Genomic DNA, 15594 nt, shown 5'->3' with positions numbered 1-15594 from the left:
ATGGAAACTCACAGCCTGATTGAAATGCTCATTTACCTGGGTGCGGCGGCATTGATAGTACCGATTGCCGTGCGACTGGGGCTAGGCCCTGTGCTCGGCTACCTGATTGCCGGCTGCCTGATCGGCCCATGGGGGCTGAAGCTGGTAACGGATGTGAAGTCCATTTTGGAGTTTGCCGAAATCGGCGTCGTACTGATGCTTTTCATCATCGGCCTGGAACTTGATCCCAAACGGCTCTGGGCTATGCGCCGAATGGTATTCGGCGGCGGCGCCTTGCAAATGCTGGTCTGTGGCGCGGCGATTGCGGTGTTTTGCGTCGCATTGGGCTTGAACTGGACGGCAGCGCTGTTGGTCGGCTTGACGCTGAGCCTGTCGTCGACCGCAATCGCCATGCAAGCCATGAACGAACGCAACATGACCTCGACCGCCGTGGGCCGTAGCAGTTTTGCCGTGCTGCTGTTCCAGGACATCGCGGCCATTCCGCTGGTGGCAATGATTCCACTGCTGGCGGCACATGGTGGCACGCCGTCGGGTGCAGAACTGGCGATATCGGTCGCCAAAATCGTCGGGGCGATCGGCGCGGTCGCCGTGTTAGGCCAGTACGTTTCCCGCCCGGTGTTGCGCTTCGTGGCGCGCTCCGGATTGCGCGAAATCTTCAGCGCCGTGGCGCTGTTTCTGGTGTTCGGGTTCGGCTTTCTGCTGGAAGAAGCCGGTTTGTCGATGGCCATGGGCGCCTTTCTTGCCGGCGTGCTGTTGGCCAGCTCCGAATACCGGCACGCCCTGGAAAGCGACATCGAGCCGTTCAAGGGGCTACTGCTCGGCTTGTTCTTTATCGGCGTAGGTATGTCGATCGACTTCGGCACGCTGATCAATGCACCGCTGATGGTCTTGACCCTGACTCTGGGCTTTATAGTGATCAAGCTGCTGGTGATCAAACTGCTCGGGCGCTTCCTGAATGTTCCCGCTCACCAGCGCTCCTGGCAGGCGGTGTTTCTCGGCCAGGGCAGTGAATTTGCGTTCGTCGTGTTTGGCGCTGCAACGGTGGCGGGAATTCTGGTCGACCCGTGGGGGAAAAGCCTGACACTAGCTGTAGCCTTGTCCATGTGTGTCACGCCGTTGCTGATTCTGCTGCTTAACCGCCAGGAATCCTCCGGCAAACAGGCCGATGGGGACGCCGACACGATCGACCAGAAAAATCCGCGGGTGATCATCGCCGGCTTCGGGCGATTCGGCCAGGTCGCCGGTCGCTTGCTGATGTCTTGCGGCTTTGAGGTAGTGGTGCTGGATCACGACCCCGACCATATCGAGACGCTGCGCAAATTCGGCGTCAAGGTGTTTTACGGGGATGCTACTCGTCTGGATTTATTACATGCCGCCGGCGCTGACCAGGCGGTGGTGCTGATCAACGCCATCGACGATCAGGCCGACAACTTGAGACTGACCCAACTGGCCCAGGAGCACTTTCCTGACTTGAGGTTGGTGGTGCGCGCGCGCGACATGGGCCACATCATTACCTTGCGCCAGATGGGCATCGAGGCGGTCGAGCGGGAAACCTTCGAAAGTGCGCTGTCCTTGGGACGCAGGGCGCTGGAGTACCTGGGCATTGGGCGATACGAAGCCCGCGAGCGAGCGGATCGATTCCGTCGGCTGAATCTTGAGATGCTTGAGGACATGGCCGCACAACCGGTGGAGGATACCGAATACAAGTACGACGCCTACAAACGGGCCAACGCACTGTTGACGGAAATCTTCAACGAAGACCGCGCGCATCCCATCGTTAACTGGATCGGCGCCAATCCACACCCAAGCGATGAACAGGACCGCAAGGCAGACCAACCATAGCCCTGAGGGACAGCCGGGTCAGGCCGCCTCTTCCAGCTCTGCGAGAATCGCTTTTTTCATGGCGCCGATCGACCGGGATCCGGCCATGACTCGCAACAATCGACCCTCATGGAAAACCGCCAGGGATGGCACCGCGCGGATACCGTACATTTGCGCAATGGTCGGAGACACCGCCACATCGATCTTGCCAAACGCAGCCAACGCATGAAGTTTTTCTTCCAAGGCATGGAAGACCGGTTTCATTTCTTGGCAAGGCTTGCACCAGGACGCCGAAAACAGCACGACGCTACTGCCTTTGGCCACAAAGCGGGCGAATTGTGGGGCACTCAACTCAACGATACGGCTCATTTTGACCTCGTGTTTAAGGCGATGGGCAGGCGGTCGGTTTAAGGGCCGCATGACCATTGCCAATCAAATTTTGCAACCATCGATCCCGCAGACCTGGCCAATGAACGCGTCATCGTTGACTTCGGCCTTTGTCTGCATTTTATTCAGCGCTTCGAGAAACGCGGCCTCAGGCTGAGCCCCCGATAACGAGAACGCATTATTGAAGACAAACATCGGAACGCCTGAACCCAGTTGCGCGGCGATTTGCTCGTCCTCTTCCATCTCCACACGCAGCTCAACGGATGACTCCGCCAGTCGGATCGACTCATCCGATACACCGGCTGCCCGAGCAATGGCTTCCAGGCTGCCTTGATCAAACAGTGATTGCCCGTGAGTGGTGCTTTGCTCGTACAGCGCTTCCACCAGGTGTTTTTTCACATCGGCGTCTGTGACGGCCTTGACCAGTACGTGGGCCTGCGTGGTATCGCCAAACAGCATGGTGTCAAAGCGGTAGTCCAAGCCGTCGGCCCGACCATATTGACTCACCGTGCTGATCATCGCCTCAACCGAACTGGGATTACCAAGCTTGCGTTTAAGCGCCGCAATCATCGGCTCTGGCGCGTGGTTTGCCGCCAGGCGATACGCTCTGATGTTGATCTGTACCTGGTCTTTCTCAGCAAACTGATCAAGCGCTTTCTCGAATCGACGCTTGGCAATCCAGCACCAGGGGCACACATAATCAGACCAGATATCGACTACATATTTTTTCGAAGGGGTTTGCATCATTTATCCTGTATTCAAAGAAATTGAGACCCGGCCAGCGTGTCAAGCAAATGGTCGAAGCCAGCCAACGGGTCGGCTGATCGGCCCAATGTCCAGTTGATAAGGCTTGCGCCTTCCAACGTGCTCAGCAACATGAAGGCATACACTTGCACAGGCTTGTTCAACGACCAGCTGTGCTGCTGAGCCGCGTCATTGAGCGTGCTTTGCAGCCAGCCAAGCTGGGATTCAAAGAAGTCCCGAGTCAGCCCTTGCAGCGACAATGGCAACGCCGCCATTTCTGCTGCCAGCGCACCGCATAGCGGTAACAGCCCGTCATTGGCGCTGATAACGAAAAGCCGGGAGAACGCACGCAGGCGCTGCAGTGGATCGGCATGTATGGCTTCGATTGATGCCAGAGTCTCATTGAAGCGAGCGATATAGTCCTTGATCAACTCCGCGCCCAGGCACTCCTTGGTCGGGAAGTGATGATGGATACTGGCTTTTCTGATGCCAATTTGCATCGCAAGATCGGCGTAGCTGAACGCTGAATAGCCTTTGGAACGCATATGCGTTTCTGCGGCATTGAGTAGCGCAGCTTTGGTCGTGATGGACATTTAAGACTCCTGTAGCCAGCCTTCAGCCGCCTTCACCGTTCATCGGTAAAGGCGTGAAACTCCCGCAATGGGAGCTTCACACGCTTTGCTTGCCGCTATGGTCAGGCACGAACGGCCATGATGCCGGCATCCACGTCCCAAATAGCACCCGTCACCCAGGACGTTTTGTCCGAGAGCAGGAACAGGATCGTATTAGCGACATCTTCGGGAACGCCGACGCGGCCCAGTGGGTGGAAATCGTTCAGCGACTTCATCGCCTCCGGGATCGCGTCCTTGTCCATGAACCCTTCGTAGATCGAGGTGTGGACGATGCCTGGCGAAACGGCGTTCACGCGGATACCCGAGTGAGCCAATTCAATTGCCAGGTTACGTGTCATCGCATGCAGACCCGCCTTGGCCATGGAGTAAGCGGAAGCCGGCGAACTTGCCAGTGCAGCCTGTGCGCCGATGGAGCCGACGTTGACGATGGCACCTTCGCGCTTGGCCGCAAGCATGTTCTTGACCACGGCCTGGGTGATGAAAAAGGTCGCACGATTGATCGACAGGTACATGTCGTACTCGGCCTCATCGTGCTCGGTGAAAGCCTTAGGAATGAAGATCCCGGCTGAGTTCACCATCAGGCTGATATCGGTGTGGTTGGCGTTGATTTCCGAGCGAACTGCGTTCATGCCCGCTTCAGTCATCAGGTTAGCAACGATCACCGACACAGAGCCAAGCGGGCTCAGCTCTTTGCGGACGGCATCGGCCTTGTCTTGCTTGCTGCCGGTGAGTACCACGCTGCCGCCGGCCTTGAGCACCATGCGGGCCGTTTCCAAGCCCATGCCACTGGTGCCGCCAACGACCAACAGCTTCTTGCCTTTAAAAAAGTTGTTCATTTCAGACTCCGGTTATCCAGAACTATTGAGGGTCGGCACCAGGGCAGTTGGCCGCTGGTGCACACAAGGATTGAATCAATTTGCCGTGGGCGAATCAGCCCTCACGCACTTCCAGAGTAGGCACCATACGGATGGCTCGCGAGAAGTTGGCGTAGTTGACCGAGGTTTTCAGCACAACTTTGTGCAACTCTTCAACACGCTCACGGGAGGCGTCGGTGTGCAGGCGCACCACCACGCTCACTTCGTCGTAGCCTGGGTTGACGCTCTCGTCGATGCCCAGGAAGCCACGCAGATCGAGGGTGCCGTCTGTCTCGATTTCCAGGCTATGGATTTTGATGCCCATCATCGCGGCATTGGCGGCGTAACCGACTGACATGCAGGCGTTGAGAGCAGCCATCAGCAGTTCTTGCGGGTTTGGTGCAGAGTTCTGGCCGAGCAATTCGTTGGGCTCATCGGCGGCAATTTCAAAATTACGCGAGTGGGTCTCACCTGCCAGGCTGTAGCGGTTCACTTTGGCGACAGAACGCGTCTGGCCTTTCCACTCAGTCTTGACGTTGAAACTTGCATGGCGCTTGGTCGCATCCTCAGCTACACCTTGTGCAAACTGCTGGAGTGCGGCGACGTCGATACCGTTCAGGTTGTTGCTCATCTGCTTAATCCTCTTTGGATGGACCGGGCGTTTGGCCCGAAAGAGAAGCAACTCTACCAAGTAGTAGGTAGATAATCAAGCTATTTTATGAAAACCCCATAAACCGCTCAACAATGCAAAAAAAACGCCTCGATTATTCGAGGCGTTTATGAGGTGACGGGCGTGCAGTGTAATAGTTTTTAATGACGCATGGTGTCTGCACGTAGCCCATTCAAAATCAAATCGAACCCGGTGGACTGCTCATAAGCGTCGCTCATTGCCCAGGAAACAAAACTGCCCCCTTCCAATGTATTGAGGATGAGCCGAGCAACGTGCATTGCATTAAGCTCGGCCTTAATCTCCCCTCTCGCCTGGCCCAGCACGACATTGGCTTGAAGCCATTCAAGATGGATCTCGAAAAAGCCTCGGGTCATTTCCTTGAGCCTGACCGGCAAGACCAACAGCTCCGCAGCCAGTGCGCCGCACAACGGTAACAATCCGTTATCACTGCTCTGGGCGAACATCTGGGCAAATGCGTTCAGGCGCTCGACAATTTCCGTGTTTTCGTCATTTACCTGCTCCAATTGTTTTTTGAAACGAAACAGATAGCTCTCGACGATGGCAATCGCAAGGCCTTCCTTGGTGGGAAAATGGTGATGGATACTCGCCTTTTTAATGCCGATATCCTCAGCCAGGTCGGCGTAGCTGAAGGCTGCATAGCCCTTGGTACGCAACAGGATTTCGGCGCTGCTCAGAAGATCGGAACGTGTACTCATGATGAAGCATCCAGATTTTATCAATCGGCCATCATAAATCAGTCATCCCTGAGTTGACAGTGCACAGCCCCCATGCAGAACGCCCGATGCAAGCATCGGGCGTTCTGGGTTTACCTATTGTCAGCAACAGCGCGGCTGGCCGTTACCGCCGCCGTAGCGGGCTTGTTGGCGCTCCCGAAAGAACGTCTCGTAATCCATCAGCGGTTTGTGCGGGTGCTTGGTCTGCATGTGTTCCACATAAGTATCGTAATCAGGCATGCCGACCATCAGTCGTGCAGCCTGACCCAGATATTTACCCAGGCGGCTCAGGTCATTGAACATGGCGCGCTCCCCTCATGCATCCGGCACTGGCTGATAAGGCGCTTCCCTGTCGGTGCGTTCCTTCGTGCCCCATGCAGCGATACCTACCTTGAGTGCAAAGAACAGGATACTGAACACCACCGCCAGGAACAGCGCGGTCAACGTCGCGTTGGTATAAGCGTTGTAGATCACGTGCTGCATCTGATCCAGGCTTTTAGCCGGTGCCAGTACCTGCCCATTGGCAACCGCATCGCTGTATTTTCTGGCCAGGGCCAGGAAGCCGATCGCGGGGTTGGCGTCGAACAACTTGATGAAGCCCGCCGTAGTGGTGCAGATCAGCAGCCACACCGCTGGCAGCATGGTCACCCAGATATAGCGTTGGCGCTTCATTTTGATCAGCACAACCGTCGCCAGCATCAGCGCGATACCCGCCAGCATTTGGTTGGAGATACCGAACAGCGGCCACAAGGTGTTGATGCCACCCAGTGGGTCGATCACACCTTGGTACAGCAGGTAACCCCACATCGCCACACAACCGGCCGTTGCGATCAGGTTAGCGGTCCAGGACTCGGTACGCTTGAGCGCCGGCACGAAGGAACCCAGCAGGTCTTGCAGCATAAAGCGACCGGCACGGGTGCCCGCGTCGACGGCGGTCAGGATGAACAGTGCTTCGAACAGGATCGCAAAGTGGTACCAGAACGCCATGGTGTTTTCACCCGGCAACAGCTGGTGAAGGATCTGCGCGATGCCAACAGCCAACGTCGGCGCGCCGCCGGCTCTGGCCAGAATCGTGGTTTCACCGATGTCATGGGCGACCGTCTGCAATGCTTCCGGCGTGATCGCAAAGCCCCAGCTGCTAATGGTTTGCGCGACGGTTACCGCATCAGCACCCACGACGGCGGCCGGACTGTTCATGGCGAAATAGACGCCAGGCTCGATGACCGATGCCGCAACCATCGCCATGATCGCCACGAACGACTCCATCAACATGGCGCCGTAGCCGATGTAACGGGAATGCCCTTCGCTGGCGAGCAACTTGGGCGTGGTACCCGAGGCAATCAGCGCATGAAAACCGGAAACCGCACCACACGCGATAGTGATAAACAGGAACGGGAACAGGCCGCCCTTCCACACTGGGCCGGTACCGTCGGTAAACTGCGTCAACGCCGGCATTTTCAAATCAGGCATCGTGACCAAGATGCCGATCGCCAACGCCACAATGGTGCCGATCTTCAGGAACGTCGACAGGTAGTCACGCGGCGCCAGGATCAACCACACCGGCAGCACTGCGGCGACGAAGCCGTAACCTATCAGCATCCAGGTAATTTGGATGCCGGTGAAGGTAAAGGCCTTGGCCCAGACCGGATCAGCGGCAATCTGCCCGCCCAGCCAGATTGAACCCAGCAGCAATGCCACGCCGATGACAGAGATTTCACCGATGCGACCCGGGCGGATATAGCGCATGTAGATGCCCATGAACATCGCGATCGGGATGGTCGCCATTACGGTGAAGATGCCCCAAGGGCTCTCGGCCAGGGCCTTGACCACGATCAGCGCCAGCACTGCAAGGATGATGATCATGATCAGGAAGCAACCGAACAGCGCAATGGTGCCGGGAATGCGGCCCATCTCTTCACGCACCATGTCACCCAGCGAGCGGCCATTGCGCCGTGTCGACATGAACAACACCATGAAGTCCTGCACCGCACCGGCCAGCACCACGCCGGCAATCAGCCACAGCGTGCCAGGCAGATAACCCATCTGTGCCGCCAGCACCGGGCCCACCAATGGGCCTGCACCAGCAATTGCTGCGAAGTGATGACCGAACAGTACGTGCTTATTGGTCGGCACGAAGTCCAGGCCATCGTTGTTCACCACGGCAGGGGTGGCACGACCGGGATCGAGCTGCATCACCTTGTTGGCGATAAACAGGCTGTAGTAACGATAGGCAACCAGATAAATAGCGACTGCCGCGACGACGATCCACAGTGCGTTGATCGCTTCGCCGCGGCGCAAGGCCACGACACTCAGCGCAAATGCACCCAGGACAGCCACGGCAAACCAGGCGAGATGTTTAGCCAGACGGTTCATTGCGTGTCTCCTGTCACAGCCATTGAGCTGCGACGATAATTTTTATAATTGTGTCCGCTATGCGGCGCTGGCTAATATCCGCGCACACCGATAACAAATACATCCGCACTACTACGCAGGCGTCTACGTAGTTCTACTGAGACGCACGGGAGTCGCGATGCAACTCAAACATAAAATCGTCGCACTCGGGATACTGCCGTTAGTGTTGGCCATCGCGGTTATATGCGCACTGGTTATTTCCTTGAATAACCAGTTAGGTGACCAACAAGCGCGCCTGATTGAAGACAGCATCCTGGCCAGCAAACGCGCAGAACTGAAAAACTACGTCGCCATGGCGCAAAGTCTGATCGCACCGCTGTATAACGACGGCGCGGGCGACGAGCAGGCGCAGCGCCAAGTACTCGAAGAGCTGCGCAAGCTGAGCTTTGGTATCAACGGCTACTTCTTCGTTTACGACCGCGAAGGCCGCAGCCTGATGCATGCGCGTCAGTCGGAGTTAGTGGGGCAGTATCTGTGGGAGATGAAAGATCCGCACGGGCTGCCCGTCATCCAGGCACTGTTCAAAAGCGCCCGATCCGGCGAAGGTTTTCAGCGTTACGCCTGGAACAAGCCCTCCTCCGGCCAGGTCACCGATAAGCTCGCCTATGTGGTCATGCTGGACCGCTGGGGCTGGATGCTCGGCACCGGCATTTATCTGGAGGACGTCGAGCGCGCCACTCAGCAAGCTCGCGATGAAGTGGCCCTGGGCATCCGCAAAACCATGCTTGACATTGCCTTCGTGGCGTTGGTCGCGGTGCTGCTGGTATTCGCCAGCGGCATGACACTCAACGTCAGTGAACACCGCCTGGCCGACAAAAAGCTGCAACGCCTGAACAGGCGTATCGTCAGCCTGCAGGAAGAAGAGCGTGCCCGCGTTTCCCGCGAGTTGCACGACGGGATCAGTCAGCTTCTGGTCTCGATCAAATTCCAGTTTGAGCTGGCCGGGCATGTGCTTGAGGGGCCGGAGTCGAGCAAGGGGCTAGTGGTTCTTAGGGAGGCTACGCAACGGCTGGGTAGCGCGATTGGCGAAGTGCGCAGCATCTCCCATGACCTGCGCTCGTCACTGCTCGATACCTTGGGGCTGCCGGCCGCCATCGGTCAGCTCGCCAGTGAGTTTGAACAACGCAGCGGTCTGAAGGTGAGTTGTCAGTGCCAAGGCATCGATTACCCAATGCCGAGCGGCACGACAGATTCGTTGTTTCGGATCCTGCAGGAAGGCTTGATGAATGTTGAGCGCCACGCTCACGCAGAGCATGTTTCTATCACGCTACTCGCGACGGATCAGGGATTGAGGTTGACGATTGTGGATGACGGCGTCGGGTTCAACGTTCTCCAAGTGCTACGCCGCCACAACGGCATTGGCCTGCGTAATATTCGCGAGCGCGCCGAACACTTGGAGGGACATCTGCAACTGACCTCAACGCCAGGCAAGACCATGTTGAACATACTGCTACCGATGGAAAAACCTGGCAAAGATGCCGTTTGATTTCCCCCACTCAACAGGAAGAACACGTCGATGAAGGTGCCAGGTCGCATACGTATTGGATTGGTCGACGACCATTCGCTGGTTCGCGACGGCATTAAATCGTTGCTGGCCATTGTGGATACCGTGGAGGTGATCGGTGAGGCCGAGAACGGTCACGAGGCGCTCCACCTTGTCGAGCAGTTCCAGCCGGATCTGTTGCTGGTGGATATTGGCTTGAAGGATATGAACGGCCTTGAACTGACCCGTCGGCTCAAACAGCATTCGCCCTTTCTCAAGATCCTGATACTCAGCATGTACGATAATTTCGAGTACGTGAGTGAATCCATTCGCAGTGGTGCCAGTGGTTACGTACTGAAAAACTCCCCGTCCAGGGAAATCATCGCGGCCATTGAAGCCATCGCCAGTGGCGGCACCTTTTACAGTGCGGACATCGCGCAAAAGCTCATCACCGACAAGGACACCGACAAAGAACTGACCCCTCGTGAAAGCGAGGTTTTGTACAAGATGGTTCAAGGCATGAACAACAAAGAGATGGCCCGCGACCTGGATATCAGCGTTCGCACCGTTGAAACCCATCGGCTCAGTATTCGTCGCAAGCTCAACATCGACAAACCGGCAGCCCTGGCGAAATACGCACTGGATCACGGCCTCGTTTCGCGTAATCGAGAGTGACGGCCGAAGCGCAGACGCTATAGGCCGACCGACGATGCGCGCACGTCGCTGGGCGTGCGTCCATAGTGCGCCTTGAAGGCCCTGGCGAAATGCGCCTGGCTGGTGAACCCTTGGCGATAGGCGACCTCGGCAATGTCCAGACCGCGACTGTCCGCCTGGCTCAGCAGACGGAACGCTCCCTGTAAGCGCTTTTCCAAAATAAAACGATGGGGTTGTGTGTCTTCAAGGGCAAATAGCCTGGCCAGGTGGCGTGTGGAGACGCCGGTTTGATGAGCCACTCGCTCACAACTCAATGCAGGGTCGGACAGTTGCTCGAGGATGCATTGCTTGGCGGCCAACAAGTAGGACGCACTGAGTGCGTTGATCCGGCGGTTGCCCATCTGACCCGCAATGATAGTCCCCAGCAGTTCAAGGGCATCCTCTTGATAGTTGTCCGCACCTTGGCTGAGCGGCTGTTCGAAAAAACCGCCGGTGCGCTCACTCAATGTCCTTAGCAGTAAACGCTGTGTGCCGGTGTGTGCGCTGATCTTCACGGCGTGATCAAAGCGGCGCAGACAGCGGGAAGCAAACACGTCCTGGGGGATATCGAAGATAAACTTGTGCATCGAAGCGGAGAAGCCGAACAGGTAGGGCTTGTCGGTGCGATACACCATCATCTCGCCCGGATCCAGCAGATGGCAGTTGCCGTTCTGAAAGAAAAACGACGCACTGCCCATGACCAGCGATACGAACACCGACTCTTTGGGCACGGTGCGAATCATTGAACCATCACGCTCAATGACGTGTTGGGTACCGGCAATATGGGCGACCCGCAGCCGGTCCAGACTCAGATTGTCCTCCCGCGCGCTGAACCCGGCTTCGCTGAAGGAAGAGCACTTCAGGCCGACCAGCGTCGATGCGTTGTACTGCTCCCAGAATGGCACGCGCTGATCCAGCGGAAGGTCATCGGTACTGGCACGCTGGGTATCAAGCAAGGCGACGGTTCGGGTCATTTTTTTATTCTCGTTTTTATTGACTGCTCGGCCCCACACAAGGCGGATTACGGGGCCTGCAGCGCCCCATTAACCGCCCACCCAGGCACGCTGTCAATCGGTAGCCGATACAAAACCACGGCAACCGATGAACTGAAAATATCTGTCCGATACAGACAAGAATGACGTCAGTTTCGATCAAACCGCAGCGCCCCGTTCTCCCTAGAGTGGCCCCTGTATTCCAACAATCAGAGGCCCAACATGCCCGAATTAGCCCGCAACGAATTTTGGAAAGACCTGCAGCCCATCGCGAACTGCTTCAAGCCCGATGCCAAGCCTGAGGTTTACCTGCCGAATGCCGCCAGTGATGATCTGCGGCTCTACGTGCCCTTCACCGAGACGGTTTCTTCACGCCCTCTGTGGATCTCCCCCAGCGAAAACCGCTGGTGCGACATCTTGATGTCCAGCCATGCCGGCCTGGTCAATCGCCACTACCACCCGCACGAAGTGTTCGCCTACACCCTGTCGGGCAAGTGGGGCTACCTGGAGCACGACTGGACCGCCACCGCCGGTGATTTCGTTTATGAGACGCCCGGCGAGGGTCACACCTTGGTGGCCTATGAACACGAGGAACCCATGCGCGTTTTCTTCATCGTCAAGGGGCCGCTGATCTGGCTCGACGAGCACGGCGAATCCACCGGCTACTTCGACGTGCACTCCTACATCGCCCTGTGCCGTGAACATTACGAAAAGGTCGGCCTGGGCGCTGATGCAGTGGACCGTCTATTCCGTTAAACCCCGTGCTGCGGAGAACCGTCATGGCTCACAAAAATAATAAAGCCAGTTATGAAAATGTCCTGCTCTGCGTGTTGTTCCTGACGTTTGGTTTTGTGTTTTTCGATCGTCTAGCGCTGTCGTTCCTGTTTCCGTTCATGGCTGAAGAGCTGCATCTGAGCAACAGTCACCTCGGCATGTTGTCTTCGGTGCTGGCCTTGGCCTGGGCGATCTCCGGCACGCTGGTCGGCGCGTGGTCAGATCGCCGGGGGGTGCGCAAGCCGCTGCTGATCGCGGCGGTCATCCTCTTCTCGCTATGCTCGGCCCTCTCGGGGCTGGTCGCGGGATTCCTTAGCCTGTTGCTGTTTCGCGCCATCATGGGGTTGGCCGAGGGCCCCATCCTGCCGTTGTCTCAATCGATGATGGTGGAGGCGTCATCGCCGCGCCGACGGGGCCTGAACATGGGCTTGCTGCAAGGCTCGGCAGCGGGCCTGTTGGGCGCGGTGATCGGCCCTCCGGTGTTGATAGCCCTGGCCGAGGCTTATGGCTGGCGACATGCGTTCATTGTGTCGCTGCTGCCAGGACTGCTGATCGCATGGCTCATCTGGCGTTACGTGCGTCAGGATGAACCTCGTCAGGCTGCGGTGAATACCGTCAAACTCGCCGGGCAGCGCCTGGCACTGCTCAGAAGCCGCAACATCGTGCTGTGCACCTTGATCAGTTGCGTGTTTCTGACCTGGTTCGTGATCCTGATCTCCTTTACCCCGACGTTTCTGGTCAGCGTCCGCGGTTACAGCGCGCCGAGCATGGGCACGATCATGAGTTGCCTGGGTGCGGCATGGGTTGTGTGGGGGTTTGTGGTGCCCAGCATCTCCGACCGTATCGGCCGCCGTCCGACGCTGGTGCTGTTCTCACTGGTTGCTGCCTGCTGCCCGATAGCCCTGCTATTTGCGCCCTCGCCGATGATACTCGGCGTGCTGATGGTGCTCACCTTCACCGGGCTTGGCTGCTTCACGCTGTTCATGTCCACCATTCCGGCCGAAACCGTCCCGCGCGAGGTCATGGCTACGGCACTGGGCATGATCATGGGCATTGGCGAACTGGTGGGAGGGTTCGTGGCGCCGACCGTCGCCGGGTTCGCCGCCGATCAGTTCGGGTTGTCGATTGTGATGTGGATCTCCTGCGGCGGCGCCTTGCTGGCAGCGGGGCTGTCCCTGCTGCTCAAGGAAACCGCGCCTTCCGTGCTGCAACGCCGATCAATGCAAGCCTGCACACAGCGTGCGTGATCCAAGACCGCCACGCTGCTCCATTTGCTCATCACAACAACAATAAAATGAGTCCCCGACCATGCACCCTACTCTTCGTTTGTGCGCGTTTTTGTTCCTGGTGTTTACCTATCCCCAAGCCTGGGCACTGGACCGAGAAGGTCCACTGTCCGGCCTGGGCGAGCATTTGGCCGACTATGGCATCCAGCCCCATGTGCAATTCACGAGCCTGTCGATGAAAAACCTCGACACCGGCCCGCGCCCCTACAGCTTCGGCAACAGCGGTGACCTGTACATCGGCGCAGACGTTAACCTCGCCAAGCTCAGTGGCCTGGACGGCGCAGCCCTCCATTTCGAACAAACCGTCTTTATCCTCGATAACGGTACCGGCCAACCGACCGGGAACAAATGGCAAGGTGCCGTCGGCAGCTATTTTGGCGGTGCGCCCTTGCACAATGACATCGCCAGCAATCAGTTAAGCGTGTTGACCTACGAGCAAAAATGGCTCGACGGTCAGCTCGACCTGCACGTCGGACGGACCAATGGCCGACGGTACTTCTATATCTATAACTGCGAAACGGGCGTCACCTGCACCGACCCGATCCTGGACGCTTCAAGTGGCATGTTGCCGCCGCCCTTCGGCGCCTGGGGTGGCTACCTGAAGTATCAAGTGAACCCGCGTTTTTACGTGCACGCGGGTGCGTTCGAATCCAACCCGGTGGATTACCTGAAAAAGCGCAAAGGTCTGGACTTCAGCACTGACGACGCGAGTGGCACCAGCTTTCTGCTGGGCATTGGCAGCAAGCCGGGCGATGACACCACCCAGTACGAACTGAATGCGTACTTCAACTCGTCCAATCAGGTCGACCCGTTGACGGGTGCCAGCGACCACGGCACGGCCGGCGGCTTCTTCAAGTTCCGCCAGACGCTATGGCGCGGCGGGCAGCAAGGCGTTCAGGTATTCGGCTCGCTGTCGGTGGCGGCTGACGGTAAACAACCCTTCAGCCATTTCGCCGAAGCCGGGCTGACCTACCTTGCCCCCTTTGATCGGGCGCAGGACAAGCTCAATCTCAAAGCCAGCTACCTGCAAGTCAACGACCATCAGTTGCAGTTCCAACAACGCCTGCGCACGGCGGCCGGTGGCGATCCTGAATTGGGTGAGCGCAATGTCTACGCCGTGGAAGCCAACGGCCATTTTGCCTTGACCCGCAACCTGGCGATCGAACCGAGCATCCAGTACATCATCAACCCGGACAACTTCTACAACCCGGGCGCGACGCAATTGAGCAACAACGGTTTCGTGGTTGGCCTGCTGGTGGTGCTGGATGTGGGTTCGGTACTGGGTCTGTAAGCCGGCGCCTTGAATAAAACGTTTAACTGACTCCATGAGGTAACGATGACTATGTTCAGCAGCACTCTGTTTGAAGGCAAGGTCGCGCTCGTCAGCGGCGGGACGTCCGGGATTGGCCAAGCGACCGCCGAGTATCTGGCGCGGCATGGCGCCAGGGTCGTCGCTATCGGCTTGGGCGCCGACGCGACAATCGTCGCCGACGGGGTTGAACTCGATCTTCGCGAAGTTAACGTCACCGATGATGATGCGCTCAAAAGCGTGATCCAAAGCCTGGACCGCCTGGATATTCTGGTACCGGCTGCGGGTGGCACCATGGGCGAAAAGGAGATGGAGTGGGACGCCTTCAACCAGGTGTTGTCGGTGCAACTCAACGCTGTCTACCGTCTTATCAACCTGGCCCATCCGTTGCTCGCCAGGCAAGGTGGTTCGATAATCAACATTGCATCGATGTTCTCTTATTTCGGCGGCGGCAAACTCGTGGCCTATTCAGCCGCCAAAGGAGCTGTCGTACAGATCACCAAATCGCTGGCCGAGGCGTACGCTCCGGATGACATTCGCGTCAACGCGGTGGCACCGGGCTGGATCATCACACCATTGCTGGCGAAAATCGATGATCAACCGAGGATTGACCGTCTACTGTCACGCACCCCTATGAAGCGATTTGGTAGTGCCGAAGAAGTCGCCAAGGTGATTGCGTTTTTAGCATCGGATGCGGCGTCGTTTGTAAATGGCGTGATTCTGCCCGTTGATGGGGGCTATCTCACCACGGCGATCTGAAGCTGACGACCAGTCAAAACGCGCCTACTCTGTCAGGCGCGTTT

General features: G+C 57.6%; 16 protein-coding genes. 7 read left to right on the top strand and 9 right to left on the bottom strand.

Annotated features, from left to right (window positions below):
- Complete coding sequence (gene kefC / locus L6D81_RS08235) at positions 1-1842, top strand: glutathione-regulated potassium-efflux system protein KefC (RefSeq protein WP_236178653.1); 1842 nt, start codon at positions 1-3, stop codon at positions 1840-1842.
- A gap of 18 nt (positions 1843-1860) precedes the next feature.
- On the opposite strand, the gene L6D81_RS08230 is transcribed toward kefC, so the two are convergent.
- The 8 genes from L6D81_RS08230 to L6D81_RS08195 form a co-directional block, all read right to left on the bottom strand.
- The gene (locus tag L6D81_RS08230; RefSeq protein ID WP_179028428.1) at positions 1861-2190 is read right to left on the bottom strand and encodes a thioredoxin family protein; all 330 of its coding nucleotides are present in this window, start codon (positions 2188-2190) and stop codon (positions 1861-1863) included.
- A 63-nt stretch (positions 2191-2253) separates the two neighbouring features.
- Entirely contained in the window at positions 2254-2952 is a 699-nt protein-coding gene (locus L6D81_RS08225; protein ID WP_236178652.1) for a DsbA family oxidoreductase, read from the bottom strand.
- Positions 2953-2966: 14 nt separating this feature from the next.
- Positions 2967-3545, bottom strand: coding sequence for a TetR/AcrR family transcriptional regulator (locus L6D81_RS08220; protein WP_236178651.1), 579 nt, complete (start codon positions 3543-3545; stop codon positions 2967-2969).
- A gap of 101 nt (positions 3546-3646) precedes the next feature.
- Positions 3647-4420, bottom strand: coding sequence for an SDR family NAD(P)-dependent oxidoreductase (locus tag L6D81_RS08215; RefSeq protein WP_108538437.1), 774 nt, complete (start codon positions 4418-4420; stop codon positions 3647-3649).
- 94 nt (positions 4421-4514) lie between these two features.
- Entirely contained in the window at positions 4515-5069 is a 555-nt protein-coding gene (locus L6D81_RS08210) for an OsmC family protein (RefSeq protein ID WP_069787683.1), read from the bottom strand.
- 179 nt (positions 5070-5248) lie between these two features.
- Positions 5249-5824, bottom strand: coding sequence for a TetR/AcrR family transcriptional regulator (locus tag L6D81_RS08205; RefSeq protein ID WP_236178650.1), 576 nt, complete (start codon positions 5822-5824; stop codon positions 5249-5251).
- A 120-nt stretch (positions 5825-5944) separates the two neighbouring features.
- Complete coding sequence (locus L6D81_RS08200) at positions 5945-6145, bottom strand: YbdD/YjiX family protein (RefSeq protein WP_069787685.1); 201 nt, start codon at positions 6143-6145, stop codon at positions 5945-5947.
- A 12-nt stretch (positions 6146-6157) separates the two neighbouring features.
- Positions 6158-8215, bottom strand: a complete 2058-nt coding sequence (locus L6D81_RS08195; RefSeq protein ID WP_236178649.1) for a carbon starvation CstA family protein — start codon at positions 8213-8215, stop codon at positions 6158-6160.
- A gap of 157 nt (positions 8216-8372) precedes the next feature.
- On the opposite strand from L6D81_RS08195, the gene L6D81_RS08190 reads away from it, so the two are divergent.
- Together L6D81_RS08190 and L6D81_RS08185 are read left to right on the top strand one after the other, a co-directional pair.
- The gene (locus tag L6D81_RS08190) at positions 8373-9740 is read left to right on the top strand and encodes a cache domain-containing protein (RefSeq protein ID WP_236178648.1); all 1368 of its coding nucleotides are present in this window, start codon (positions 8373-8375) and stop codon (positions 9738-9740) included.
- Positions 9741-9770: 30 nt separating this feature from the next.
- Complete coding sequence (locus L6D81_RS08185) at positions 9771-10412, top strand: response regulator (protein ID WP_236178647.1); 642 nt, start codon at positions 9771-9773, stop codon at positions 10410-10412.
- Positions 10413-10429: 17 nt separating this feature from the next.
- Here L6D81_RS08185 and L6D81_RS08180 read toward each other — a convergent pair whose 3' ends face one another.
- The gene (locus L6D81_RS08180; protein WP_236178646.1) at positions 10430-11404 is read right to left on the bottom strand and encodes a helix-turn-helix domain-containing protein; all 975 of its coding nucleotides are present in this window, start codon (positions 11402-11404) and stop codon (positions 10430-10432) included.
- A 240-nt stretch (positions 11405-11644) separates the two neighbouring features.
- On the opposite strand from L6D81_RS08180, the gene L6D81_RS08175 reads away from it, so the two are divergent.
- The 4 genes from L6D81_RS08175 (at position 11645) to L6D81_RS08160 (ending at position 15550) form a co-directional block, all read left to right on the top strand.
- Positions 11645-12178 carry a 2,4'-dihydroxyacetophenone dioxygenase family protein gene (locus tag L6D81_RS08175; protein ID WP_108538433.1) on the top strand — a complete coding sequence of 178 codons (534 nt, stop codon included), beginning with the start codon at positions 11645-11647 and terminating at the stop codon, positions 12176-12178.
- A 23-nt stretch (positions 12179-12201) separates the two neighbouring features.
- Positions 12202-13443, top strand: a complete 1242-nt coding sequence (locus L6D81_RS08170; protein ID WP_236178645.1) for an MFS transporter — start codon at positions 12202-12204, stop codon at positions 13441-13443.
- A gap of 61 nt (positions 13444-13504) precedes the next feature.
- Complete coding sequence (locus tag L6D81_RS08165) at positions 13505-14773, top strand: carbohydrate porin (RefSeq protein WP_236178644.1); 1269 nt, start codon at positions 13505-13507, stop codon at positions 14771-14773.
- 45 nt (positions 14774-14818) lie between these two features.
- Positions 14819-15550 (top strand): SDR family NAD(P)-dependent oxidoreductase, encoded by a 732-nt coding sequence (locus tag L6D81_RS08160; RefSeq protein ID WP_236178643.1) that lies wholly within the window; start codon positions 14819-14821, stop codon positions 15548-15550.
- The last annotated feature ends 44 nt before the right edge of the window (positions 15551-15594 follow it).

Origin of the sequence: Pseudomonas sputi, assembly GCF_021603585.1 — a bacterium.
Lineage (GTDB): Bacteria > Pseudomonadota > Gammaproteobacteria > Pseudomonadales > Pseudomonadaceae > Aquipseudomonas > Aquipseudomonas sputi.
This window is presented reverse-complemented; position numbering and strand designations above follow the sequence as displayed.